General features: G+C 30.6%; 26 protein-coding genes. 18 read left to right on the forward strand and 8 right to left on the reverse strand.

Going from position 1 to position 24,874, the window contains the following annotated elements; translation table 11 throughout:
- The first annotated feature begins 39 nt into the window (after positions 1–39).
- From A5893_RS08905 to A5893_RS08930, 6 genes are all read left to right on the forward strand, one after another.
- Complete coding sequence (locus A5893_RS08905) at positions 40–651, forward strand: WbqC family protein (RefSeq protein ID WP_068822220.1); 612 nt, start codon at positions 40–42, stop codon at positions 649–651.
- A gap of 15 nt (positions 652–666) precedes the next feature.
- Positions 667–1,809 (forward strand): magnesium/cobalt transporter CorA, encoded by a 1,143-nt coding sequence (corA, locus tag A5893_RS08910; RefSeq protein ID WP_068822221.1) that lies wholly within the window; start codon positions 667–669, stop codon positions 1,807–1,809.
- Positions 1,810–1,885: 76 nt separating this feature from the next.
- The gene (locus tag A5893_RS08915) at positions 1,886–2,272 is read left to right on the forward strand and encodes a DUF4783 domain-containing protein (RefSeq protein ID WP_068822222.1); all 387 of its coding nucleotides are present in this window, start codon (positions 1,886–1,888) and stop codon (positions 2,270–2,272) included.
- 44 nt (positions 2,273–2,316) lie between these two features.
- Entirely contained in the window at positions 2,317–3,165 is an 849-nt protein-coding gene (nadC, locus tag A5893_RS08920) for a carboxylating nicotinate-nucleotide diphosphorylase (RefSeq protein ID WP_068822223.1), read from the forward strand.
- 40 nt (positions 3,166–3,205) lie between these two features.
- On the forward strand, positions 3,206–3,859 hold the full coding sequence (gene plsY, locus A5893_RS08925) for a glycerol-3-phosphate 1-O-acyltransferase PlsY (RefSeq protein ID WP_068822224.1): 654 nt from the start codon (positions 3,206–3,208) through the stop codon (positions 3,857–3,859).
- A 10-nt stretch (positions 3,860–3,869) separates the two neighbouring features.
- Positions 3,870–4,673, forward strand: coding sequence for a M48 family metallopeptidase (locus A5893_RS08930; protein ID WP_094336718.1), 804 nt, complete (start codon positions 3,870–3,872; stop codon positions 4,671–4,673).
- Between the two features lie 34 nt (positions 4,674–4,707).
- Here the strand turns inward: A5893_RS08930 and A5893_RS08935 are convergent, their stop codons facing one another.
- Both A5893_RS08935 and A5893_RS08940 read right to left on the reverse strand, forming a co-directional pair.
- A complete protein-coding gene (locus A5893_RS08935) occupies positions 4,708–5,994 on the reverse strand; it encodes an anthranilate synthase component I family protein (RefSeq protein ID WP_068822226.1) in 1,287 nt (428 codons plus the stop codon).
- Between the two features lie 74 nt (positions 5,995–6,068).
- Complete coding sequence (locus A5893_RS08940) at positions 6,069–6,533, reverse strand: universal stress protein (protein WP_068822227.1); 465 nt, start codon at positions 6,531–6,533, stop codon at positions 6,069–6,071.
- A gap of 116 nt (positions 6,534–6,649) precedes the next feature.
- On the opposite strand from A5893_RS08940, the gene A5893_RS08945 reads away from it, so the two are divergent.
- Together A5893_RS08945 and A5893_RS08950 are read left to right on the forward strand one after the other, a co-directional pair.
- Complete coding sequence (locus tag A5893_RS08945; protein WP_068822228.1) at positions 6,650–7,438, forward strand: C40 family peptidase; 789 nt, start codon at positions 6,650–6,652, stop codon at positions 7,436–7,438.
- Positions 7,439–7,639: 201 nt separating this feature from the next.
- A complete protein-coding gene (locus A5893_RS08950) occupies positions 7,640–8,296 on the forward strand; it encodes a porin family protein (RefSeq protein WP_068822229.1) in 657 nt (218 codons plus the stop codon).
- Positions 8,297–8,359: 63 nt separating this feature from the next.
- On the opposite strand, the gene carA is transcribed toward A5893_RS08950, so the two are convergent.
- Positions 8,360–9,460 carry a glutamine-hydrolyzing carbamoyl-phosphate synthase small subunit gene (gene carA / locus A5893_RS08955; RefSeq protein WP_068822230.1) on the reverse strand — a complete coding sequence of 367 codons (1,101 nt, stop codon included), beginning with the start codon at positions 9,458–9,460 and terminating at the stop codon, positions 8,360–8,362.
- A gap of 213 nt (positions 9,461–9,673) precedes the next feature.
- Between carA and panB the strand changes: the two genes are divergently transcribed.
- Both panB and A5893_RS08965 read left to right on the forward strand, forming a co-directional pair.
- A complete protein-coding gene (gene panB / locus A5893_RS08960) occupies positions 9,674–10,489 on the forward strand; it encodes a 3-methyl-2-oxobutanoate hydroxymethyltransferase (protein ID WP_068822231.1) in 816 nt (271 codons plus the stop codon).
- 93 nt (positions 10,490–10,582) lie between these two features.
- Complete coding sequence (locus A5893_RS08965; RefSeq protein WP_068822232.1) at positions 10,583–11,290, forward strand: RluA family pseudouridine synthase; 708 nt, start codon at positions 10,583–10,585, stop codon at positions 11,288–11,290.
- Here A5893_RS08965 and A5893_RS08970 read toward each other — a convergent pair.
- Positions 11,282–12,046 (reverse strand): alpha/beta fold hydrolase, encoded by a 765-nt coding sequence (locus A5893_RS08970; RefSeq protein ID WP_068822233.1) that lies wholly within the window; start codon positions 12,044–12,046, stop codon positions 11,282–11,284. The two genes, A5893_RS08965 and A5893_RS08970, sit on opposite strands and share 9 nt — an antisense overlap.
- 88 nt (positions 12,047–12,134) lie before the next feature.
- On the opposite strand from A5893_RS08970, the gene A5893_RS08975 reads away from it, so the two are divergent.
- From A5893_RS08975 to A5893_RS08985, 3 genes are read left to right on the forward strand one after another with little or no spacing between them, the layout of a single operon-like run.
- Entirely contained in the window at positions 12,135–13,703 is a 1,569-nt protein-coding gene (locus A5893_RS08975; RefSeq protein ID WP_068822234.1) for a Rieske 2Fe-2S domain-containing protein, read from the forward strand.
- Positions 13,704–13,720: 17 nt separating this feature from the next.
- Positions 13,721–14,098: a diacylglycerol kinase family protein gene (locus tag A5893_RS08980; protein WP_068822235.1), complete on the forward strand. Its 378-nt coding sequence runs from the start codon at positions 13,721–13,723 to the stop codon at positions 14,096–14,098.
- 1 nt (position 14,099) lies between these two features.
- The gene (locus A5893_RS08985; RefSeq protein ID WP_068822236.1) at positions 14,100–14,558 is read left to right on the forward strand and encodes a DinB family protein; all 459 of its coding nucleotides are present in this window, start codon (positions 14,100–14,102) and stop codon (positions 14,556–14,558) included.
- Positions 14,559–14,604: 46 nt separating this feature from the next.
- Here A5893_RS08985 and A5893_RS08990 read toward each other — a convergent pair whose 3' ends face one another.
- Entirely contained in the window at positions 14,605–15,648 is a 1,044-nt protein-coding gene (locus A5893_RS08990) for a UDP-glucose--hexose-1-phosphate uridylyltransferase (protein ID WP_068822237.1), read from the reverse strand.
- Positions 15,649–15,650: 2 nt separating this feature from the next.
- Complete coding sequence (galK, locus tag A5893_RS08995) at positions 15,651–16,808, reverse strand: galactokinase (RefSeq protein ID WP_068822238.1); 1,158 nt, start codon at positions 16,806–16,808, stop codon at positions 15,651–15,653.
- 141 nt (positions 16,809–16,949) lie between these two features.
- On the opposite strand from galK, the gene A5893_RS09000 reads away from it, so the two are divergent.
- On the forward strand, positions 16,950–17,825 hold the full coding sequence (locus A5893_RS09000) for an AraC family transcriptional regulator (RefSeq protein WP_068822239.1): 876 nt from the start codon (positions 16,950–16,952) through the stop codon (positions 17,823–17,825).
- A 3-nt stretch (positions 17,826–17,828) separates the two neighbouring features.
- On the opposite strand, the gene A5893_RS09005 is transcribed toward A5893_RS09000, so the two are convergent.
- Positions 17,829–19,307: a sensor histidine kinase gene (locus A5893_RS09005; RefSeq protein WP_068822240.1), complete on the reverse strand. Its 1,479-nt coding sequence runs from the start codon at positions 19,305–19,307 to the stop codon at positions 17,829–17,831.
- Between the two features lie 207 nt (positions 19,308–19,514).
- On the opposite strand from A5893_RS09005, the gene A5893_RS09010 reads away from it, so the two are divergent.
- From A5893_RS09010 to A5893_RS09025, 4 genes are all read left to right on the forward strand, one after another.
- A complete protein-coding gene (locus A5893_RS09010) occupies positions 19,515–20,699 on the forward strand; it encodes a glycosyltransferase family 87 protein (protein WP_068822241.1) in 1,185 nt (394 codons plus the stop codon).
- On the forward strand, positions 20,696–21,622 hold the full coding sequence (locus tag A5893_RS09015) for a glycosyltransferase family 2 protein (protein ID WP_068822242.1): 927 nt from the start codon (positions 20,696–20,698) through the stop codon (positions 21,620–21,622). Before A5893_RS09010 ends, A5893_RS09015 begins: the two co-directional genes overlap by 4 nt.
- 1 nt (position 21,623) lies before the next feature.
- Complete coding sequence (locus A5893_RS09020) at positions 21,624–22,415, forward strand: polysaccharide deacetylase family protein (protein WP_068822243.1); 792 nt, start codon at positions 21,624–21,626, stop codon at positions 22,413–22,415.
- 154 nt (positions 22,416–22,569) lie between these two features.
- Complete coding sequence (locus A5893_RS09025; protein WP_068822244.1) at positions 22,570–23,856, forward strand: citrate synthase; 1,287 nt, start codon at positions 22,570–22,572, stop codon at positions 23,854–23,856.
- Between the two features lie 279 nt (positions 23,857–24,135).
- Here A5893_RS09025 and A5893_RS09030 read toward each other — a convergent pair whose 3' ends face one another.
- A complete protein-coding gene (locus tag A5893_RS09030) occupies positions 24,136–24,813 on the reverse strand; it encodes a pseudouridine synthase (protein WP_068822245.1) in 678 nt (225 codons plus the stop codon).
- Positions 24,814–24,874 lie beyond the last annotated feature (61 nt).

The raw sequence follows: 24,874 nt of genomic DNA on the forward strand, positions 1-24,874 counted from the left end.
TAATTTGCTTAAATTAATTGCAAACATAAAAATTTTGAAATGGAAAAAGGTGCTGTCTTCCCTTTGTTTTATCTACCTAATGTAGAATTTTTTAAAAACCTACAATCCCTTAAAGGAACCGAAATACTGATTGAACATCAAGAGCATTATCCAAAACAAACTTATAGAAATAGAGCAGTAATTGCTGGCCCAAACGGAAAGTTAGAGTTAAGTGTACCCGTAAAAAAGGGAGATATAAAACGCACTCCATATAAAGATTTGCGCATTTGTAATGATGATAATTGGCAACGTATCCATTGGTTAAGTTTGTGCACTAGCTACAGAAGTTCTGCTTATTTCGAATTTTATGAAGATGCTTTTGCACCTTTTTATCATCAAAAATTTGATTTCTTGTTTGATTACAACCTCCAGCTACTTGAAATTTTATTAAAATCCTTAAAGCTTAAGATAGATTATGCCTTAACAATAGAGTATCATCCAAAATATAATGATAAACAAGATTTTAGGAGTTCTTTAGATTTTAGGAAAACAACTGGTTATGAGAATAAAAAATATCATCAAGTTTTTGAAGATAGAAACCCGTATTTAAACAATATCAGTATATTAGATTTACTGTTTACTCAAGGTCCGCAAGCCAGTAAGTTTTTTTAGATTAAATTTTTAGATGTGAAAATCCCTCTACCAAAAATTAGTATCAATAAAATTAATATCACACAACGTAAGAGGAAAAACAATCCTGGCGAAGTACCCGGTAATTTTTTAATTAAAGAAGCTTCTTTACCCAGCAAAATATTTGTTTACGCATACATTAGTAATCATTTAGAAGAATTAAACACAAGCGATATCCAAGAAGCTATCGCATTCACTAAAAAATATCCAGATTATACCAGTTGGATAGATGTTAAAGGTTTAGGATCGCAAGATGTTTTAGATTTTATCCAAAAAGAATTTGATGTGAATTCTTTAGTGATGGAAGATATAGTAAATACCTATCAACGACCTAAAAATGAAGATTACGAAAATTTTATTTTTGTGATCAGTAGGATGTTAGAATTAGATAATGGATTGCATCTCAAAAACGAACAAATATCATTCTTGCTTTTTAAAAATGTTTTGATCAGCTTTCAAGAAGATTATGATGATGTTTTGGACCCGGTTAGAAATAGATTGAGGAAAAATGCGAAGGACAATATCAGAACACTAGGACCTTCCTATATGCTTTATGCTTTAATGGATACGGTTATTGACCATTATTTTAATATAGTGAACAGGCTGGGGGACGAATTAGAAATTGTAGAAGACCATCTTTATCAAAAGCCCAGAAGGCAATTGATGTACCGAATACAGGGTGTAAAAAAATTAATGATTGCGATGCGAAGGAGTTCCTGGCCAGAGCGGGATAAATTAAACGATTTATTGAGGTCTACAAATTCTCTCATTAATCCAAAGGTTAAAGTTTTTCTTCGGGATGCTTATGATCATAGTATTCAAGTAATTGATTTGATTGAAAGTATGAGGGAAACCACGACTAGTTTATTAGATCTTTATCTTTCTTTAATGAGTAATAAGATGAACGAAGTAATGAAAACCTTAACCATTATCTCGGCTATATTTATTCCTTTAACCTTTATTGCCGGAATTTATGGGATGAATTTTGCACATCAAGATCCTGTAACGGGTGTTATTCTTAAAAACAATATGCCAGAGCTTTATTCAAAAAATGGTTATTTGTATGTTTTAGGCTTAATGCTTGCAATTGCAATTGCCCAAATTTTTTATTTTAGTAGAAAAGGTTGGTTTAAAGAATAATGAAATATTAGAACTTTAAAATGCTTTAAAACTTACAATAACATTGTTTATGTACAAATTTTAATAAATTTAAACCATGAAATATTCACTCACCCTATTATTTTTAATGCTCTTCAAGGTATCGTTTGGATTTGATGTTATAGACGATTTAAATAGTGTGTTTAAAAATGGAGATGTAAAGGGATTATCTGCTTACTTTTCTAACACCATCGAGCTATCAATTATGGATCAGGATGATATTTATTCTGCTAATCAGGCTAATTTAATTTTAAAGGATTTTTTCTCTAAAAACCCTGCAAATAGCACTAAGATTATTCATAAAGTAGTATCTAACGCCAGTTATAAATTTGGTGTAATTCAATACAATTGCGCTAAAGGCGCTTACAGAATTAGTTTTGAATTGAAAGGAAATGGGTCTGAGATTAAACTAACCCAAATCAGGATAGAAGAAAATAAAAACTAATCAAACAAGAAAATTTCTATTTTTGAAACTTATAAACGTCGCTCTTGGAAAAAGAAATACTTAAACAATTTATAGAAAATGCTTTAAAAGAAGATGTGGGTAACGGCGATCACACTTCTTTATCTACCATTCCATCAGACGCTATTGGCAAGGCAAAACTCCTAATTAAAGAAAATGGAATAATATCTGGAGTAGAGATAGCACTTCAAATATTTAAAGCTGTAGACCCTCATCTTAAAGTTGACGTTAAAATTAACGACGGAACAGCTGTTAAACCAAACGATATTGTACTTTATGTTAATGGGAAATCTCAATCTATTTTACTGGCAGAAAGATTGGTATTAAATACGATGCAGAGGATGAGTGGTATCAGTACAACTACTAAAAGGATTGTAAATTTATTGGAAGGAACGGGAACTGAAGTTTTAGATACAAGAAAAACAACTCCAAACTTTAGATTTTTAGAAAAAGAAGCAGTTAAGATTGGCGGTGGTGTAAATCATAGATTTGGTTTGTATGATATGATATTGATCAAAGATAACCATGTTGATTTTGCTGGAGGAATCGAAAAAGCTATAACATCATCACAAAAATATCTGAAAGAAAATAATTTGAATCTACAGATAGAAATTGAAGTTAGAAATTTAACAGAACTTGATCAGGTCTTAAAAATTGGTGGAGTTGATAGGATTTTATTGGATAACTTTAATTTTGATGATTTAAAAGTTGCAGTTAAGGCTATTAATGGAAAATTTAAAACCGAAGCATCGGGAAACATTACCGAACAAAATGCTTTAGATTACGCAAAATGTGGGGTAGATTATATTTCGATGGGCGCATTAACTCACTCTATTAAAAGTTTAGATATGAGTTTAAAAGCTGTTGAATTATAGAAATAGGAATATAAATGACAACTAAACCCCTTATTAAATAATGATTTCTGTTTATTCTATTGGAGCATTAATTGTTGCCTATTTGTTTGGTTCAATCCCTACTGCAGTTTGGATTGGACAAGCATTTTATGGAATTGATGTAAGGGAATATGGTAGTGGAAATGCAGGTGCTACAAATACTTTTAGGGTTTTAGGGAAAAAAGCTGGAATACCGGTAATGCTACTTGACATACTTAAAGGTTGGACGGCTACCAATCTGGCTTTTTTTATCGGTTTATCGGTTACAGGTCCAGAGCATTCTGTTCAGTATGTAAACTATCAATTGGCATTAGGAATTGTAGCTGTTATGGGCCATTTATTTCCGGTTTTTGCCGGATTTAGAGGGGGTAAAGGTATTGCTACCTTATTTGGTATGATTTTAGCAGTGCACCTTCCTGCAGCATTGCTTTGTGTTTTAGTATTTGTAATCGTATTATTGTTTACAAAATATGTTTCTTTAAGTAGTATTTCAGCAGGTTTTACCTTTACTTTAAGCGTGATATTTATATATCAGGTATCTGTAAAAGCAATCGTCATATATGGTATGGCAATCTGTATTTTGATATTGGTAACTCACCAAAAAAATATTGAAAGACTATTAAGGGGAAAAGAAACAAAAGTGAATCTGTTTAAAAAGAAACAAATTCAATCTTAAAAAAATGATCATGAAATTTAAATTGGCATCTATATGTTGCCTGGCTCTTTTATTTGCAGCATGTTCTACTGTTCCGTTAACTGGTAGAAGACAGGCTAATTTGGTTAGTGATACCGAAATGCAACAAATGGCAGCACAAAGTTATAACCAATTACTTTCTGACCCATCTACCAAAGTAGTTAATAATACTGCTCAAAGTAGAAAAGTAAAAGAAATTGGCGGTAAAATAGCTACGGCGGTAACTGCATTTATGAATCAAAACGGTTACACAGATCAAGTGGCGGGTTATAAGTGGGAATTTAATTTAATAGAAAGTAAGGAAGTAAATGCTTGGTGTATGCCTGGTGGTAAAGTTGCGGTTTATACAGGAATATTGCCGGTAACACTTACTGATGCTGGTTTAGCTACTGTAATGGGTCATGAAATAGCTCACGCAATTGCCAAACATTCAAATGAAAGATATTCTAACCAGATGATAGCACAGGGCTTAGGATCAATTTTAGGTGGTGCGGTAACTAGTTCTGATGCGGGAATGAATGTTTTTAACCAAGTTTTCGGTATTGGAGCCCAAGCGGGTGTGCTATTACCAAATTCAAGAAAGCAAGAATCAGAGGCAGATAGATTAGGCTTAACTTTTATGGCTATGGCTGGTTATGATCCTGCAAAAGCAGTTGACTTTTGGCAAAGGATGTCTGCTCAAAGTAATGGACAAGCTCCACCAGAATTTTTGAGTACCCACCCAGCTGACGCTACTAGAATTGCAGATATTAAAAAATATTTACCTGAAGCCGTAAAATATTATAAGGCAAAATAGAATTATTAGCTGAGATGAGATTAATGGAGATTTATTAAATTAAATCTCCTTTTTTATTTTGCAAAATCTCAAGAATAGCTTTAATTTTTAATAGGCACTCATCATACTCTTTTTCTGGGTCTGCGTCATGTGTAATTGCACTACCTACATGAAATGATAAATATTTGTTAGATGAATTATAAAGTATAGAACGAATGATTACATTAAAATCAAAATCATTTTCATTATCAAAATATCCAATAGCACCAGCATACATTCCTCTTTTACTATTTTCATAAAGATCCATCAATTGCATGGCTTTAATTTTTGGAGCACCGGTCATGCTACCCATTGGAAAGCAATTTTTTATCACATCAATATTGTCAGTATCATTGTGTATTTCACAAACTACAGTAGAAACCATTTGATGTATATGTTTAAAGCTGTAAATACCAAAAAGCTCCTCAACTTTAACAGTTCCCTTTATTGCAAATTTCGTCAAATCGTTTCTTACCAAATCTACAATCATCACATTCTCTTGTCTTTCTTTTGGGTTAAGATATAGACTTTTCATGATCTTAATATCCTCTACACTATTTTCACTTCGTTTTGCCGTACCTTTTATAGGTTGTGAGATAATTTTCTGATTTCTTTTGGCTAAAAAGCGTTCTGGAGTAGCAGAAATAATATACTTATCATTCCATTTAAAAAAGTTTGCAAACGGAGTAGGGGATTTAATATTAAGTTTTATAAATATATCTATTGGTGAGATTTCACAATTTTCATCATAGAATTCCATACAAAAATTAGTTTCATATATATTGCCTAAACTAATTTCATTTTTAATCTTTAAAAATTTGTTTCTGTAATCAGTCGGGTTTAGTCGAGCTTTTATATTAACTTTTAAATCAGTTATATCTTTTTTAACAATCGTTTCATCAATTAATTTAAAGATATCGTTTGCATCTGGACTAATTATTTGAAGTTTTTTACCTTTTATTATTAAAAGATGTAAAGGCGAAAAAAAGAATAAATTGGGAAAATTTAAACCATCTTGATTTTTGGAATCTAAATTTTCAATTTCATTTTTTAACTCATAGCTCAATCCTCCAAGAATGAAACCATTATTTTTTTTTCTAAAGTTTTTTAGCGCTGAAAAAGAGTCTTCGTTTGGTTTTAATATCAATTTATCTTGATGTCCAAATGCAATCAAACAATCAAATTTAGAATACCGATCGTCAAGTCCATTGGAGTCTAAGAAACAACATATATCAAAAGTATTGGCAAAAGAAAGGGCTTTATATTTAAATTCTGAAATGTTAGATATTATTTTTGTTTGCATAGCGGCGAACAAAAATAATAATTAATGCCACAGAATTTAATGTGTATAAAATTCTATGACATTATAAATAAGAATTATTTGTTTGGCACTATTAATACAGGGCATTTGGCATGACGGATTACACTCTCTGCAACAGATCCTGAAATAAAATGATCAAAACCTTTGCGGCCATGCGTTCCCATAATTATCATTGATGCTTCATACTTTTTGGCAATCTCAATAATTTCAGAAGTAACATCACCAACTAAAATGTATTCTCTCACAATTAAACCTTTGCCAAATTTCAAAACTAAATTTTCTAAAAGCTTTTCGGCTGCATCTTTTTGAATATCCATAACTTCAGGAATTATTATTCCTGAATCCCCTAAAATAGGGTCGCCTGTTACATTCATTACTACTGGCATTTCGTTAATATGAATTATTGCAACTTCTGCATTTAATTTATGCGCAAGCTTAAAACCATAGGCTGCAGCATTGTATGAAAGTTCAGAATCATCAACGGCAATCAGTATTTTCTCAAAAGAGCTTAAATTTTCCATCTTGTTATCATTTGTGTTAATTTACACAAAATTTAGACCACCATACTAAATATGGAATTAATAATATTTGTGAGACATTAATAATGTTAATTTGAATATCATTAAGTATAAAGAATATGAAAAACACTTTAGGCATTTGTAATTTATCAGTAATACCAGTTAAAAAAGAAGCATCTCATCAATCAGAAATGGTTTCTCAATTATTATTTGGAGATACTTATCAGGTTTTGGAACAAGATGGAAACTGGTTTAAAGTAAAAGTTATTGATGATGGATATGAAGGATATGTCAATGAAAATCAAATCGCTTATACTGATGATTTGCAAAACAATTCAAAATCTGGATTGGGGTTTTTAACCAGAGCCGCTTACACATTAATTTTGAAAGGAAATTCAAAAGAACCAATTTATATTTCTGCTGGCTGTTCCTTACCATTTTATGAAGAGGGTAGATGTGAATTTGGGAACGATTTTTATCAAATTCCAAGCAACAATGTTTTTATACCAAATCAAGAAGATTTTGAAGCAGATATACAAGAGACTGCTAAAATATTCTTGAACAGCCCATATTTATGGGGAGGAAAAACGCCAAGCGGTATAGATTGCTCTGGATTTTCCCAAATTGTTTTTAAAATGTTAGGAATAGCGATTTTGAGGGATGCATCACAACAAGCAGAGCAAGGTAAATCTGTAGATTTTTTAACTGAAGCAAGGGCAGGAGATTTGGCTTTTTTTGATAATAATGAAGGAAAAATTACTCACGTTGGAATCATGTTAAACAATAGTCAAATAATACATTCATCAGGAAAAGTAAAAATTGATAGGATTGATAATCAAGGTATTTTTTCTTTGGAGCAAGGTAAATACACCCATAAATTAAGAATCATTAAAAGATTTACTTTATAGAATTATCGCTCTAAATTATATTATAAATCATATTCTGTCTTAATTAAGATACAGAATTTTAAATGTTTATAGATTTAAATCCAATAAAAATAACGCTTATTAAACACCTTTAATACAGCTTGTTAATCACTCCCTTCTTTTTAATTTATTTTTTGGTCTGCTCATTGAATACAGCATCCCGAACAATTAAATTGAAATAATATGAAAAAAATATTTTTAGTAGCTGCTGCAATGGTATTCGCAGGTTCTACATTTGCACAAACAACAACCTCAAATTCTTCAAGAACAACATTTGGATTAAAAGGTGGAGTAAATTTACCAAAGTATAAGTATGTAAATGATGATGCTAATACTTCAGACGAAACAAAAACAACTACAAATTTTAATCTTACAGGTTATGCAGATGTTCCAATTTCTACTTATTTTTCTGTACAGCCAGGTATATCTTTACAAGGAAAGGGAGCCAAATATTTTGAAAATGGAAATAATGAACAGGAAGATAATGTTTTAGCTGTTGAAATACCGGTAAATTTAGTTGCTAATTTACCAGCTGGGCCAGGAAAGTTTTATTTAGGGGCTGGGCCATATGCCGGATTTAATGTAGCTGGTCAAAGAAAAACCACCATAGGTAATTTAACAACAGAAAATGATTTAATATTTGGTGATTCAAATTCTGATAACCTAAAAACAGTTGATTTTGGAGTTAACTTTTTAGCTGGCTATCAATTAACATCTGGTCTTAATTTTGGAGCAGGTTACGGATTAGGTTTAACTAATCTTAGACCAACATCTACAAGTAATACTAATATTGAGCAAAACAACCGTGTATTATCATTCACTGTTGGATATGCATTTTAATATCAAATGATTTGAAATAAAAAAGAGGCGAAAGCCTCTTTTTTTATGCAATGTATTTTAATGTTACTTCATCATCTCTACAAAATCATCAAATAAATATCTGCTATCATGTGGGCCAGGAGAAGATTCTGGATGATATTGAACAGAAAAAGCTTTTTTTCCTTTTACCCTAATTCCTTCTATTGATTTATCGTTTAAATTGAGGTGAGTAACCTCTACTTTGTCAGAATTTAAAACTTCATCGGCAATTACACCAAAGCCATGATTTTGAGAAGTTACTTCACAATGGTCTTTTATAATATTTTTAACAGGATGATTTAATCCACGATGTCCATTAAACATTTTTAATGTCCCTACGCCGTTTGCTTGTGCTAATAATTGATGTCCTAAACAAATCCCGAACATTGGTTTATCGGCGGCTAAAATATCTTTTACTGTATCAATTGCATATGGCATTGCGGCAGGATCGCCTGGGCCGTTAGAAATAAAGTAACCATTTGGTTGCCACTTTTCCATTTCTTCAAAGGAAGTTTTAGCTGGAAAAACTTTAGCATAAACACCTCTTTCAGAAAAATTTCTTAAAATATTCTTTTTAACACCTAAATCTAAAACTGCAACCTTTAAATCAGCTTTTTCATCACCAATAAAATAAGGAGTTTTTGTACTCACCTGTGATGAGAGTTCCAATCCATCCATAGATGGTACCTCGTTTAATTTTTTTTGTAGTTCTTCAATATCTAAAATCTCAGAAGAAATAATTGCATTCATTGCTCCTTTATCTCTAATATGTCGAACAATTTCACGAGTATCCACATCAGAAATTCCTACTATATTTTCATCCTGAAAATAATCCTGTAAAGATTGGTCAGCTTGTTTTCTACTAAAAAGGATGTTGAAGTTTTTACAAACTAAACCTGCAATTTTTATGCTTTCAGACTCTACTTCTTCATTACTGATCCCATAATTGCCAATATGTGTATTGGTAGTAACCATGATTTGCCCAAAGTAAGAAGGATCGGTAAAAACTTCCTGATATCCGGTCATACCTGTATTAAAGCAAATTTCTCCAGTAGTAGTACCGATTTTTCCTGCTGCCTTTCCATGATAAACTGTACCATCTGCTAAAAGAAGAATAGCTGGTAATTTGGTGTAATTTGCGTTCATGCTTTATAAATTTTGTTGAGGTTTAAAAAGAAACAGAATGAGAGCGGAAGGATGTTCCGTGAGTTTTTTAAAGAAAACAAGAAATGTTTAATACTCATCTCGGGATGCAAATTTATATTTTTTTGTCGGATTGACTAAGTATTATTTCAATTTTTAATAGCAATCATTTTTCTAACTTTGAAATCTCAACAGAAATAAATTAAACTGAAATCAATGTCTGTTCATAAAGAAGTTAAAAGAGTAACCACCCATATTTTACAGGAAATGAAAAATAGGGGGGAGAAGATAGCAATGCTTACCGCTTATGATTATTCTATGGCTAAAGTAGTTGATGAAGGTGGTGTTGATATTATTTTAGTGGGCGATTCTGCTTCTATGGTAATGGCAGGGCATGAAACTACATTGCCAATTACGCTTGACCAAATGATTTACCATGCCGCATCTGTTATACGTGGCACAACCAGAGCTTTGGTAATTGTGGATTTGCCTTTTGGTTCTTATCAAGGTAACTCTAAAGAAGCATTAAATTCGGCCATCCGGATTATGAAAGAATCTGGTGCGCATGGTGTAAAGTTGGAAGGCGGAGTTGAAATTGCAGAATCAATTGAACGTATTGTTGCTGCTGGAATTCCAGTAATGGGGCATTTAGGTTTAACGCCACAATCAATATATAAATTTGGAACCTATACCGTTAGGGCAAAAGAAGAAGCTGAAGCACAAAAATTAAAATCAGACATAAAAAGAATTGAAGAAGCTGGTTGCTTTTCGGTAGTTTTAGAAAAAATTCCCGCACTTTTAGCAAAAGAAGTTAGTGAGAGCATTACAATTCCAACAATTGGAATTGGTGCTGGACAACATTGCAATGGACAAGTTTTAGTGGTTAATGATATGATTGGTTTAACTAAAGGTTTTACTCCAAGGTTTTTACGTCAGTATTTAGATTTATTTGATCAAATTAATGGTGCTGTAAAATCTTATATAAAGGATGTGAAAAGTGGCGATTTTCCTAGTGATAAAGAGCAGTATTAGTTAGTTAGTTAGTTAGTTAGTTAGTTAGTTGTTGATAATTGATTATTTTTTTGATTACAAATTTCTCGCATCTCAATACTCACAGCTGAAAAAATGGAAGAAGATTTCTATAAAATAACCGAAAAAGATATCCTTTATGAGGATAACCATTTAATTGCGGTTTATAAAAAAGCAGGATGGATTGTGCAGACAGACGAAACCGGTGATCCTTCTTTGGATGAGATGGTAAAAGCATACATCGCAGAGAAATACAATAAACCAAATGGTGCTTTTTTAGGCGTGGTACATCGTTTAGATAGACCCGTAAGCGGTGTTATTTTGTTTGCAAAGACTTCTAAAGCTTTAGAACGCATTAACAAAATGTTTAAAGAGCGGGAAATGAAGAAAACATATTGGGCTGTAGTTAGGCAAAAGCCATCTAAAATGGAAGGAACTTTAGAACATTATTTAGTAAAAAACCCTAAAAAGAATATTACTACAGCATACAATACAGAAATAAAAGGCAGCCAAAGAGCACAGCTTGATTTTAAGGTTTTAGGCTATTTAAATGAATATTATTTAATTGAAGTCGATCCTCTTACTGGTCGGCCGCACCAGATACGAGTGCAGTTAGCAACTTTAGGAAGTCCAATTGTTGGCGATAATAAGTATGGTTATCCTCGCGGTAGCAGAAAAAAAAGCATCAGTTTACATGCATTAAAATTAGAATTTATCCATCCTGTAAAAAAGGAGAGAATTAAAATTTTCGCTCCCTTACCTAAAGATGGTTTTTGGGAAAAATTTGAAAGTTTTTTAAACTAAAAATTCATTAATCGCTTTCATTAAAATTTCTGATTTTTCTTCAAAAACCAAGTGTTTTGCAAAAGGAACGATCATTAAATTTGAATTGGGAATTCTTTCAGCGACATCAACAACGAATGACCTTTGAATCACATTATCCTTATCGCCTTTTATAATTAAAGTTTCGGATTTGATATTCTTGATGTCTCTGCCAGGATAACTTTCTTTTTTGAACCACATTTTATGCAATTGCTCTGTTAATAAATCAAAATCAGGTATTGGATTTAACATTTGATATTGATGATAAGATTCTGGATTATTCTTTCTTCTATATTCGGCATCTTCATTTTCTAATAATTCTTTAGTTGCTAAAACATTACCATAATCCCATCTAGAACTAATTGTAACTAATTTATTGATTTTAATTTTGCTGTAACAAGCTAATCGATACCCAACTATTCCACCATCGCTAATTCCAATCATATCAATACTAGATAATTGTAGGTGATTTAAAACCGACTCTACATCGCTTTGCAATAACTCATAACTTAATTCCTCATTACCCAAAGTAGATTTTCCATGTCCACGACTATCAATAGCAATTATCCTAAAATCCGTTTCTAGTTTAGAAACGATTAAATTAAAATCTTCTAAATTTCCAAAAGCACCGTGACTTAATAGGAGTGGGGTTTTATCTGGATTTCCAGTTTCTTCAAAATATATTTTAGCAGTTTTATTTTCTATATAATTTCCATTGGTGTGGTTTAACTTCTCCATGAAATTTATTTAGCGAAAATCAAACCAATTGATGATTATAATATTTAATTTATGGTATTTTGGTAACGAATATTTACTTATAAAATAAATGGAAATTACTTTTTTGGGTCATGCAGGTTTTTTTGTTGAAACCGATGAAACAATCTTAATTATGGATCCTTGGCTTTCTAGCTCTGGTGCTTTCGATGGTGGATGGTTTCAATTCCCTAAAAATCATCATTTGGCTAATGTGGTAAAAGAACGGCTTTTAAAAAATTTACATAAAAGAGCAATAATTTATATCAGTCATGAACACAAAGATCATTTTGATGAAAAATTTCTACGAACTTTGGAAGATTGTGATTTTGAATATGTTCTCCCTAAATTTAGAAGAACAGTATTAATTGATAAAATAAAATCTTTCAGTAATAAAAAAATATTTTTATGCAATGATGATTCGACAATTTTTTTGAATAACAATGAATCTATAAAGATCTATATTGAGGATAGTGAAATAAATAGGGATTCGGCTATCTTGTTTGAAAGTAAGAATGAAAAATTTTTGAATCTTAATGATTGCAAAATACATGACAGATTAAAACATATTAAAGATTCTGAAATTCAGATAGATTATTTTGCTGTACAATTTAGTGGTGCTACCTGGCACCCTACATGTTATAATTATAGCAAAGAAGAATATGAGAAAATATCATTAAAAAAGAAGATGAGTAAGTTTCAAGCAACAAAAATTGCTATTGAAATGATCAACCCAAAAGTTTATATTCCCTCAGCAGGACCAGCTTGTTTTTTAGACCCAGATATCATTCATCTTAATTTTGAAAAAAATAATATTTTTCCTAGAAGTGAAGAAGTAGTTGAGTTTTTAAAAAATCATTTAAAAAACAAAGAAATTCTAATTCCCGAAATTGCTCCAGGAGATGTTTTGTGTCTTACAAAAGATGAAATATTCATTCTCTCTGATAATCATAGAGTTAATGAAAAAAATTTTCAAGAATATATTATAAGCTATGCAAAAGAATATGAGCATTTTTTTAATGAAATTAAAAAACCTCTAAAAGCCATAGAATTTGAATTAATGCTGGAAGATTTAAAAAGTGAATTAGAATTAAAGTTGAAAAGTTTTAAAAGTAAAAGTGGGCTCAGTAGATCATTATATCTTGGATTTTTAGATAAATTAAATTGTTACATAAAGATAGATTTTGCTGCAAATAAAATAGATTATGTTGATGAAATAAATGAAGAGAACTTTTATTTATTAAATGCTTATTCTTATGATATAAATAGAGTTTTAAAAGGATTTCTAACATGGGAAGATTTTGCATTAACTTTTAGAGTTAAGCTAAACAGAGAACCAGATGTTTATCAATCCCTGATGCAAGGTTTTATGATTTTAGAGAAAGAAGATTTAAACTTTTTCTGTGATAAAATTTTAGAAATTGAGAATAGAACCGAGAGAATTATAATTGAAGTTGCCGGTTGTAAATATAGTATAGATAGATATTGTCCTCATCAAGGAGCTGATTTAAAACATGCTTGGAGTGAAGGAGATCGGTTTTTAGTATGTCCACGTCACAGATGGTCTTTTGATTTATTAAAGGATGGTTCTTGTGAAGGTAATTCGGCGTCTATTAATGCAATACCATTGGAAAATGAATAATCGATATTTTAAACTTTATGAAACCTCAAAAATTCTCTTTATTAGAAAGATTTAAAAGTTTTAAATATGCTTTCGATGGTTATCATTATTTATTTAAGGAAGAGCACAACTCAAGAATACACCTATTTTTTACTGTTTTAGTTATCATTTTAGGATTTGTGTTTAGGATAAATTACTTAGAATGGATTGTAGTTTTATTTGCGATTGCATTGGTTATCATTACAGAAATATTAAATACAACAATTGAAAAATTAGCTGACTTTGTATCACCAGAAAAAAATATCAAAATAAAAATAATTAAAGATTTAGCTGCAGCAGCTGTTTTTACTAGTGCAATAATTTCTGTTGTAATTGGTTTAATTATTTTTATCCCAAAACTTTTCCAAATTTTATAAAATGACCAAACAGTTTGAAATTTTTAGAAAAACCAGAATTTTCGCTTTAGATTATATAAAAGATTTAACCACAGACCAATTAAATGAAATACCAAAAGGCTTCAACAATAATATCATTTGGAATTTAGCCCATTTAATATCAACACCACAAGCAGTTTGTTACTATAGGTTAGGATTGCCTATTAAGGTTGATGAAAATATTTTTAACAACTATAGAAACGGGACTTTACCACAACCATTTGTTAACAGTCATCAAATAGAAGAAATTAAAAATCTATTGATTAAAAATATAGATGATTTAGAGCAAGATTATATTGATGGTTTGTTTCATCAGAGCAAATCCTGGACAACTAAATCAGGAATTGAACTTGTTACTATTGAAGATAACCTCAAATTCTTAATATGGCATGATGGAACTCACATAGGCGTTATCATGGCAATGAAAAAATTAGTGGTTTAATGAATATAGCCCTCGGCTTAACTCTCAGGCTATAAACATTTTATAATTACTTAGCCAAATAATGAACATCAGGCAATTCTCTCAATTTCTTTGCGGCTTGTTCTGCAGTAATATCTCTTTGAGGGTTTGCCATCATCTCATAACCAACCATAAACTTTTTAACCGTGGCAGAACGTAAAAGAGGTGGATAAAAGTGCATGTGCCAATGCCATTCTGGGTGTTCTCCGTCATTTACCGGTGCTTGGTGTATGCCAGAAGAATAAGGAAATGAAGTTTCGAAAAGATTATCATACTTAATGGTTAATGTTTTTAATACCTCTGCCAAAGCAAGGGTTTCTTCTGTATTAAATTGATGCGTATATTGAACTTGTCTTTTACTGATAATGATACATTCATAAGGCCAAACTGCCCAAAAAGGAACTAAAGCAATAAAGTGTTCGTTCTCGCAAACCAATCTTTCTTTAGATTTTTCTTCTTCAATTAAATAATCGGCTAATATGCTTCTGCTATTTTGCTCGAAGTATTTTTTAAACTGTATGGTTTCTTTTTCTGGTTCTACAGGTATACTGCTTTGCGACCAAATTTGGCCATGAGGATGAGGATTGCTGCATCCCATAATATCACCTTTATTTTCGAAAATCTGAATGTATTTTATCCATTCATTTTTTGATAATTCTTGAAATTCTTTTTTCCATAATTCAATTAGCTCCACAATGTTTTCTATATCCATTTGTGGTAAAGTCAAATCATGACGTGGAGAAAAACAAACTACCCTGCAAATCCCCTTCTCACTCTTGGCTTGTAATAAACCTTTAACATTTAACCCGCCATCTGGTGTATCTGTTAACAATGATGAAAAATCATTAGTAAAAGCAAAAGGAGCTTTATAATTAGGATTTGTTGATCCATCAGATCTTACATTTCCAGGGCATAGGTAACATTGGGGGTCGTAACTTGGTCTCTCTGTAATGGCAGCAGCTTCTACCTTGCCTTGCCATGGTCTTTTAGTACGATGCGGAGAAACTAAAATCCAGTCACCGGTTAATATGTTTAATCGCTTATGCGGATGTTCTTCAAAACTAAATTCCATGTCTAATTTACAATATGAGTTCCATCTTCAATTTGAGTAATATAAACACTCATACCGATATTCATTTTATGATAATAAGCCTCTTTAATTCTTTTCACAATTCCTTCTAATTCATCTTCTTTAACCAATGAAATAACGCAACCACCAAAACCACCACCCATCATTCTTGCACCTAAAATTCCTTGTTCTTTTTTTGCACAGCTAACAATAAAATCCAGTTCGGGGCAACTTACCTCATACAATTCACTTAAGCCAGTATGTGTCTCATACATCTTTTGTCCAAAATCTTCTATTTTGCCAGCTTGTAAATCATTACAGGCAGCTAAAAGCCGATTGTTTTCTTCTACAACATATTTGCATCTATCGTAAATATCTTTGCTTTCATTTTTTAGGCATTCTTCAACCATTTCTATTGTAGCATCTCTTAAAGTTGTTACTTCAGGATATTTTTGTTGGATGATTGAAACGCCTTCGCCACATTGGCTTGTTCTCACGTTATATTCTGATGAAGCCAGGGAGTGTTTTACCATCGAATCAAATAAAACGATTTTTATTCCTTCTAATTCGAAAGGAACATATTCATATTCTAAAGAGCGACAATCTAACTTTACCACATGTCCTTTTTTACCAAATACGCTGGCAAATTGGTCCATAATTCCGCATTTAACACCTACAAATTCATTTTCGGCTTTTTGAGCTAGTTTAACAATTTGCATTTTCTCTAAATTCAAATCATAAATGTGATTTAATGCAAATGCAGTTGCGCACTCTAAAGCTGCAGAAGAAGACATTCCAGCACCAAGTGGCACATCTCCAGAAATAACAGCGTTAAAACCACCAACTTTTTTATCAATCTTTAATAACTGCTCAACAATACAAATTACATAGTTTGGCCAACCTTTATCAGAATAAGCACAGCTTGATACTGTTGTGGTGTAAGATTCATCTAAATCTGCGGCAACGATAAAAATGGTATCATCTTCTCTTTTTGTTATAGCTATATATGCAGCTTTATTAATTGCAGCAGGTAATACATAGCCCATATTATAATCGGTATGTTCTCCAATTAGATTTACTCTACCTGGAGATCTGACAATTAAAGGATCTTCATTAAAGGTTTTTTTAAAAATTTCATTCACCAGGTTCTGTGGGTCTCTCATTTACTTAATAATGTGTTATGTTTTAGATTTTCGGTTATCGAGCTGCAAGTTAAAAGTTAGTTCTAGCCTAGAATTGTATAATAATCTTAAAATGTTGTATTTTATTCTTGTTATTTTTTAATTTTAATAAATTAATATTTAATGGCAAAAAAGAAACAAGGATTTGCTGGGCAAAGAATTATTGATTTAAGCAAAGATGATATATCAATTTATCTAGATAAACATCAGTCTGCCAAAATCGGATATTTCACAAAGTCGGGTTTTTTTCCAGAAGCTAAATTTCAATTTATAGAAGATTTTGAAGGAAGTGAAAATTATATTTTAATCTATTGCATTAAAGGCTATGGCGTTGCTTCGGCAAATTATAAAACGCATCATTTATCTCCTGGAGATTTCTTTTTAATTCCCTCTCGCACTTCATTTTCATACTATGCAGATAAAGTAAAACCCTGGAGTATTTTTTGGTTTTTTTTTAAAGGTGAATCTTTAGAAGAAATTGCCGATTTATACATCAAAACTAATCATACAAATAAAGGCTATTTACCATATAACGAAGAAAGAATAAAGTTATTTAACAGAATTTACCAATATCTAGAAAGAGGTTATGGAAACAGTAATTTGACATATATTAATATGTGTCTGTTAAATTTAATTTCATCTTTGGTTTTAGTTACTGATACGGAGAAAAAAAAGGAAGATAAATTACAAGGCGTTATTAATAGTAGTATTTTATTTATGAGAGACCATTGTGAAAAAAATCTTCAACTTTCTCAATTAGCAAGTCATTTAAGTATGTCTGTATCTCATTTTTCTTTGATATTTAAAAAATCTACGGGAGTTTCTCCAATCAGTTATTATAACACTTTAAAAATCCAAAAGGCCTGCGAGTATTTAACATTTACAAATCTTTTAGTGAAAGAAATAGCTTTTAAGGTAGGTGTGCCAGATGTTCAATATTTTACAAAATTGTTTTCTAAAATAATGGGAATTACGCCCTTTAAGTATAGAAACCAATAATTTCTATTTTATTGATTGAATTGTATTTGGGAGTACATTTAATAAATTCTTATTAAAATAATAATCAGGAATTAGAATCTTAACCATAGTTAAATTTTTAGTGTAGGAAATATCAACCACACCGTTTAATTTATCTAAACAGTTTTTAATGGTGTAAAGTCCTAATCTAATGGTGTCAGTATCTCCTTTTTTGTGCGCTTTTTTAAACAATTCAAATGCGTTTTTTAATTCAATTTCCGAGAAGGTTTTACCATTATTTTCAACACTTAAGCAAAAAATACCATCCTTATCAACAAAAGAATTAATTATAATTTTTGGGGATGAGCCATCACTAAATTTAAAAGCATTATCGAAAATATTGGTTAAAATAGACTCAAAAATTTTAGAATCACTATAAAACCTTTTTAAAGATTGAGTATCTAACTTAATTTTGATATCAGCTTTATCGTATTTATATTTCGATTTTACTTGATTTAAGATTTGCGTTATTTTATCATAAATCAGAATTTCTTCAATCTCTAAAGTTTTTGTTCTGATATCATTTACCAAAACCATTTTTTTAAGCATGTTATCCATTTTCTGAGATTCAGTTTCAATCATATTCACAATTTCTTGCTTATCATCTTCAAATTTTGCTAAAGAAATAAGTCCTAAAATTCTGCATAATGGACCTCTAATATCATGAGATGTACTGTAAAAGAAAGATTCTAATTCGTTATTTAGATTTGTTAATTCTAAGTTGGTTTTATTAAGATCTAATGTTCTTTGTTTTACTTCTTTTTCTAATTCATCTTTATAACTCTTTTGAATTTTGTTGTGTTTTTCTTCTTTATGCAGCACATCTTTTAAGAAAATGTATAAAAAGAAACCTATTACAGAATAGACAAGTATTATGAATATTATATTATTAAAAAATTGATTATTAATATCTTCTAAGAATTCCTTAAAGTTTTTATCAATCTGAACCACAGCTACCACTTTACCTGATTTATTTTTTATAGGAGCAAATGCTGATAGCCAAACCCCATTTTCATCTTTATACTCATCTAAATTACCTCCTTTATCAAAACCTTGTAATAACTCTTTTGGAGGAGTATGGTAAGTATGAAAATAATAGGGACTATTACTTGATGTTATTGCAAATAAAAACTGATTATTTTTTGATTTTATTAGTGTATAAATGGGTGTATTTATATAGCTAGAATGTTGAACATCTTTTAATTGTAAATGAATTTTATTATACAAAGAGTCTTCTACAGATGTTTTTATTTGGTCTTTTGTTTTAAACTTAGATGTAACTTTTTCATGTTCATCACCATCAATTTGGCTTGCTAAAATATTTGCAGCTGTACTTAATTTGGCAAAAACATTTTGTTTTGCATTTTTTTTATTGGTAGAATAAACATGAAAAGTATTATAAATCGCCAATACAATAAGGCATACGTATACAGAAATAATAATCTTTAATCTCAAAAATTTCATGTTACAACATTTAAAGTTTCAATAGTTTACGATAACAATATAATTTTGGATTTTTAAGCCTTTTTTTTTGTTCAAAACCCATTTAAAAAGGCTGAAGTAGCTTAATTGATTAAAAATTTAAATTTTTTAAAAAATTATATTGTAATATTTTTATTACCATATTTATTCCTTTCTTTGTAAACTTTAAAGACCTACTATATCCTAAAATTGAAATTAAAGTACTTTAATGATAAAATTTTACCTGCTATTGTTTCCAGGAAATTTGTAGTTGGCCTATATATTTTGATTGCTATTATCACAGGGTTTAAACAGTATTACAAAGGAAGTTTTAATAACTATAAAATTTTTAAATACACCTATTACCACACTATAAATCAGCAACCACTTTACGAAAATTATCCACAACAGTATGACGACTCTAATCATTATGGGCCTGTTTTTGGATTAGTAATTGCTCCATTTGCATTGTTACCAGACTTTTTAGGAACCACTTTATGGAATATTGCTAACGCGTTATTATTAATTTTTGGGATTTACAGCTTACCTTTAACTTTAATTAAACGTTCTGTTTTAGGCTTACTTTGTGCTCATGAAGCTTTAGGAGCTATGTTAAGTTTTCAGTTTAATGTTGGTTTAACAGGTTTAATATTATTTTCGTTTTCTTATTTGTTAAAAAACCAAGTTGGTAAATCAGCGATAGCCATTGCCTTAGGGACTTTAATAAAAGTTTATGGCATCTTAGGCTTAGCATTCTTTTTCTTTACAAAACGAAAAATGTCTTTTATCCTTTACGGGATTATTTCTTTAGTGATATTGATTTTCCTTCCTACTTTTCTATCATCTATTGATTTTACTAAACAAGCTTATATAGATTGGTATTCATCATTAGTTCATAAAAATGATTTAAATGTATCATTAACATCCGGACAAGATATTTCTTTGATGGGTATAATTAGAAGATTGTTGCAGAACCCAAACATACCCAATCTGCCATTTGTAATTGGAGGCTTAATATTGTTTTTATCTCCTTATTTAAGAATAAATCAATATAAAAATCTTGCTTTTAGATTTATGCTTTTGGCATCATCATTAATTTTTGTAGTGATTTTTAGCACAGGTTCAGAATCTCCAACATATATTATTGCTTTTACAGGTGTTTCAATATGGTTTGTATTACAAGATAGTCCTAAATTGAATTGGATAGTCGTTTTATATATTTTTGCTTTTATCTTAACTAGTTTATCTCCTTCAGATATATTCCCAAAATACATAAGGGTAAATTATGTTCAACATTATTCCTTAAAGGCTTTGCCTTGTGTAATGGTTTGGATGGTTATCATTTATCAAATGCTTACAGCAGATTTTAAAAATTATAAGATTAATATCGAATGAAAAAACTAGTTTCGATTGTAATACCTGCATTTAATGAAGAAGAAAACCTTATAACAATAATTGATAGGATTGAAAAGGTTTTTGAATGTTTAGGTTATAATTTTGAAATCATTATAGTTGATGATGGAAGCAGCGATAATACCATCAACAATTTAAAAAATGAAATTGCGAATAAACATCATCTATATTTCATAGAATTTTCCAGAAATTTCGGGCATCAAGCAGCATTAATGGCTGGTTTAAATAATGCCAATGGAGATTGTGTAATCTCGATGGATGCAGATTTGCAGCATCCTCCAGAAATGTTAACCCAAATGCTGCAAAAATGGGAAGAAGGATATGAAGTAGTATATACCAGACGATTGCCAGATCCATCATTACCCTTTAAAAAAAGAAAATTCTCCGAGCTTTTTTATAAGTTATTAAACTCACTTTCTGATGTGGAAATTGAATCGGGAACTGCAGATTTTAGGCTTTTAGATAAAATTGTTGTTAAAAATTTGAATCAATTTAAAGAAATGGATCCTTTTGTTAGGGGCTTAGTAAAACTAGTTGGTTTTAAGCAATTTGCAATTGATTATATTCCTGCAGAAAGGTTTAAAGGCTCAAGTAAATATAGCTTAGCTAAAATGAGAAGGTTAGCTTTACATGGAGTTACTTCATTAAGTATAAAGCCTTTATACACAGCTGTATATTTAGGTTTCTTTTTTTCTTTTCTGTCTTTATTATATATTCCATATATTTTATTTGCATTCTATGAGGGAACAGAAGTTTCAGGGTGGGCTTCGTTAATCATGACAGTTGTATTTTTTGGAGGATTACAATTGATTATTCTTGGATTTTTAGGCATTTATTTAGGTAAAATGTTTATGCAGGCTAAAAACAGACCTAATTATATCATTAGATCTACAAATATTAAATAAATTGATTTTACTAAGTTTTGATATTGAAGAATTTGATATGCCATTTGAATATGGTAAATCAATATCATTTGCCGACCAAATTTCTATATCTACTGAGGGAACAACAATAATTTTAGACTTATTAAAAAAATACAGCGTCAAAGCGACTTTTTTTAGTACCGTTACTTTTGCTAAAAATGCTCCTGAAATTATTGATAGAATTGTGAATGAAGGTCATGAATTAGCATCCCATACTGTAAATCATTCTTCCTTCAAAGATGTTGATTATTTAGACTCATTGGTTCAGTTGCAAGAGCTATCCGGTTTACCGATTACAGGTTTTAGGATGCCAAGAATGCAACCTGTAAATGATAATAAATTAAGGGAAGCAGGTTATTTATATGATAGCTCTATTAATCCAACTTACTTGCCGGGTAGATATAATAATTTAAAGGAACCAAGAAAATTTCATTATAAAAATGGAATTATAAAATTGCCAGCTTCAGTAAGTACTTTCTTTAGGTTTCCTTTATTTTGGCTATCCTTTCATAATTTACCAAACTGGTTATATTTTTGGCTTTCAAAAAAGGCAATTAAAAGCGAAGGATATCTAAATATTTATTTTCATCCTTGGGAATTTTACAACTTAAAGGATAAAAAAAGATTTGGTTTCCCAACATATGTATCAAAAAATAGTGGAAATAAAATGGTATTAAAGATGGAAGATATGTTAAATAGGTTTTCTAAAAAAGGTTATCAGTTTTCTACCATTAGTAATTATATCCTTCCAATCTTTAAAAATAAAAAAGCTTAAAACCCATTAAAATAATGCGACTGTAATTTAATTTTAATATTTTAAGCACATCATTCAAATTAGTTAAAAAAACCCTTATAATTGTTATTTAACGCTTATATTTAACGCAATTTATTAGCTTTAACTAGATTTGTAACAAAAGCCAAGATACTATATGTCAGAAACTGCGGAACTAAAATTAGAAGGAAATGTTTACACTTTACCAATTGTAGAGGGAACTGAGAATGAAAAGGCAATTGATATTGCAAAACTGAGAGATCAAACTGGTTTTATTACATTAGATAGTGGCTTTAAAAATACGGGAGCAACAAAAAGTTCTATTACTTTTTTAGATGGCGAAAAAGGAATTTTAAAATATAGGGGATATTCTATTGAGCAATTGGCAGAAAAATCTACTTTTCTAGAAGTTGCTTATCTTTTAATTTACGGTAATTTACCTACCCAAAAACAAATTGAAGATTTCCAACATCAAATTAGCAGACATACGCTTGTTCATGAGGATATGAAGAAATTTTTTGATGGTTTTCCATCAAAATCACATCCAATGGGGCAACTTTCTTCATTAGTTTGCTCACTTTCTTCCTTTTATCCAGAATCTTTAGATCCTAATCAAACAAAAGAAGAATTTGATTTAACAATTATCAAACTACTTGGAAAAATGGCTACTATAGTTTCTTGGATCTACAAGAAATCTCTAGGGCATCCGGTAATTTATCCTAAAAATAAATACGATTATGTAACCAATTTTCTTCACATGACTTTTGGTCAACGTACCGAAGAAGTAGAAATTGATGAGGTTGTAATTGATGCAATGAACAAATTGCTGATTTTACATGCAGATCATGAGCAAAACTGCTCTACATCAACTGTAAGGATTGTCGGTTCTTCAGATTGTAATCTTTACGCATCAATTTCTGCAGGGATTTCTGCACTTTGGGGTCCGTTACATGGTGGTGCAAACCAAGCCGTTATCGAAATGTTAGAGAAAATCAAAAACGATGGTGGCGATGTAGATAAGTGGGTAAATAAGGCAAAAGATAAAAATGATTCCTTCCGTTTAATGGGTTTCGGACATCGTGTTTATAAAAACTTTGATCCAAGAGCAAAAATTATTAAAAAAGCATGTGATGATATTTTGGAGAAATTGGGTATTAATGATCCAGTTTTAGATATTGCCAAAAAATTAGAGGAAGTTGCATTAAGTGATCCATATTTTGTAGAGAGAAAACTATATCCTAACGTAGATTTTTATTCAGGAATTATTTACCGGGCTTTAGGTTTCCCAACAGAAATGTTTACAGTATTATTTGCTTTAGGCCGTTTACCAGGATGGATTGCACAATGGAAAGAAATGAGAGAGAACAAAGAGCCAATCGGTCGTCCAAGACAAGTATATGTTGGTGAAAATGATAGAGATTTTGTTCCAATTGAAAAAAGATAATTAATATAAAAGCTCTTGAATAAGGGCTTTTTTTATGTCCTTATTTCTCTGAAAGTGGAGAATAACCTTCAACATCTCCTGTCAATATATCAATAGTAGTTTTAGGTTTGTTTATATTTAGAGAGAACCATCCGCATCTAATCCTAAGTTTTCTTTTTTACTTTCTTCAACTTGTTTTTCTAATCTTTTTTTAGCCTCAGCTATAGATTTTTTGTCTTGCTCATTCATGCTTCCTGATTTAGATACGATTATACATCAAATATTTAACCACAATCAATATCATAAATTCAACATTGTCTTCATTCTTAAAAATTCTGATTGAAGAGGAGCTGTAAAATGAAATTTTTGATGAGTTACCGGATGCTCAAATTCCAACTCAGAAGCGTGAAGCAACATGGTGTCCATTTCCCATGTTTCCTTAAATAATTTATTCTGTTTGTTGCAACCGTGAGGTCTATCACCAATTATAGGATGATTAATATGCGCAAAATGTTTTCTCAATTGATGCATTCTGCCAGTTTCTGGGGCGGCCTCAACTAAAGAATACCTAGACGAAGCATGATTTCCAAAAGCTACATCAATTTCTCCTTTTTTTAAGGTTTTAAATCTGGTAAAAGCCTCTTGCAATACACCGTTTTCTTTCTTTAACGGATAATCTATTTCCATTTCATCTGGAGTAAAACCCCTTACAATTGCCAAATATCTTTTCTTAATCTTGTTATCCCTAAATAAACCTTGCAATAAGGCATTCACTTCTTTATTTAAAGCAAATAATAACAAGCCTCCAGTTTTTCTGTCTAACCGATGTGCTGGCCAAACATTTTGCCCAATTTGGTCTCTTAATAATTGAAGTGCAAATTCTTCCGCATCTCTTGCAATTGGCGATTGATGCACCAACAAGCCATGCGGTTTATTAATTGCAACCAAATGTTCGTCTTGAAAAATGATTTCTAACATCATTTGCAATGATAGATAATTAGAGATAATAAATTATTGTTTTTTAATTATTTGGAAATTA

Origin of the sequence: Pedobacter psychrophilus (assembly GCF_001652725.1) — a bacterium.
GTDB lineage: Bacteria > Bacteroidota > Bacteroidia > Sphingobacteriales > Sphingobacteriaceae > Pseudopedobacter > Pseudopedobacter psychrophilus.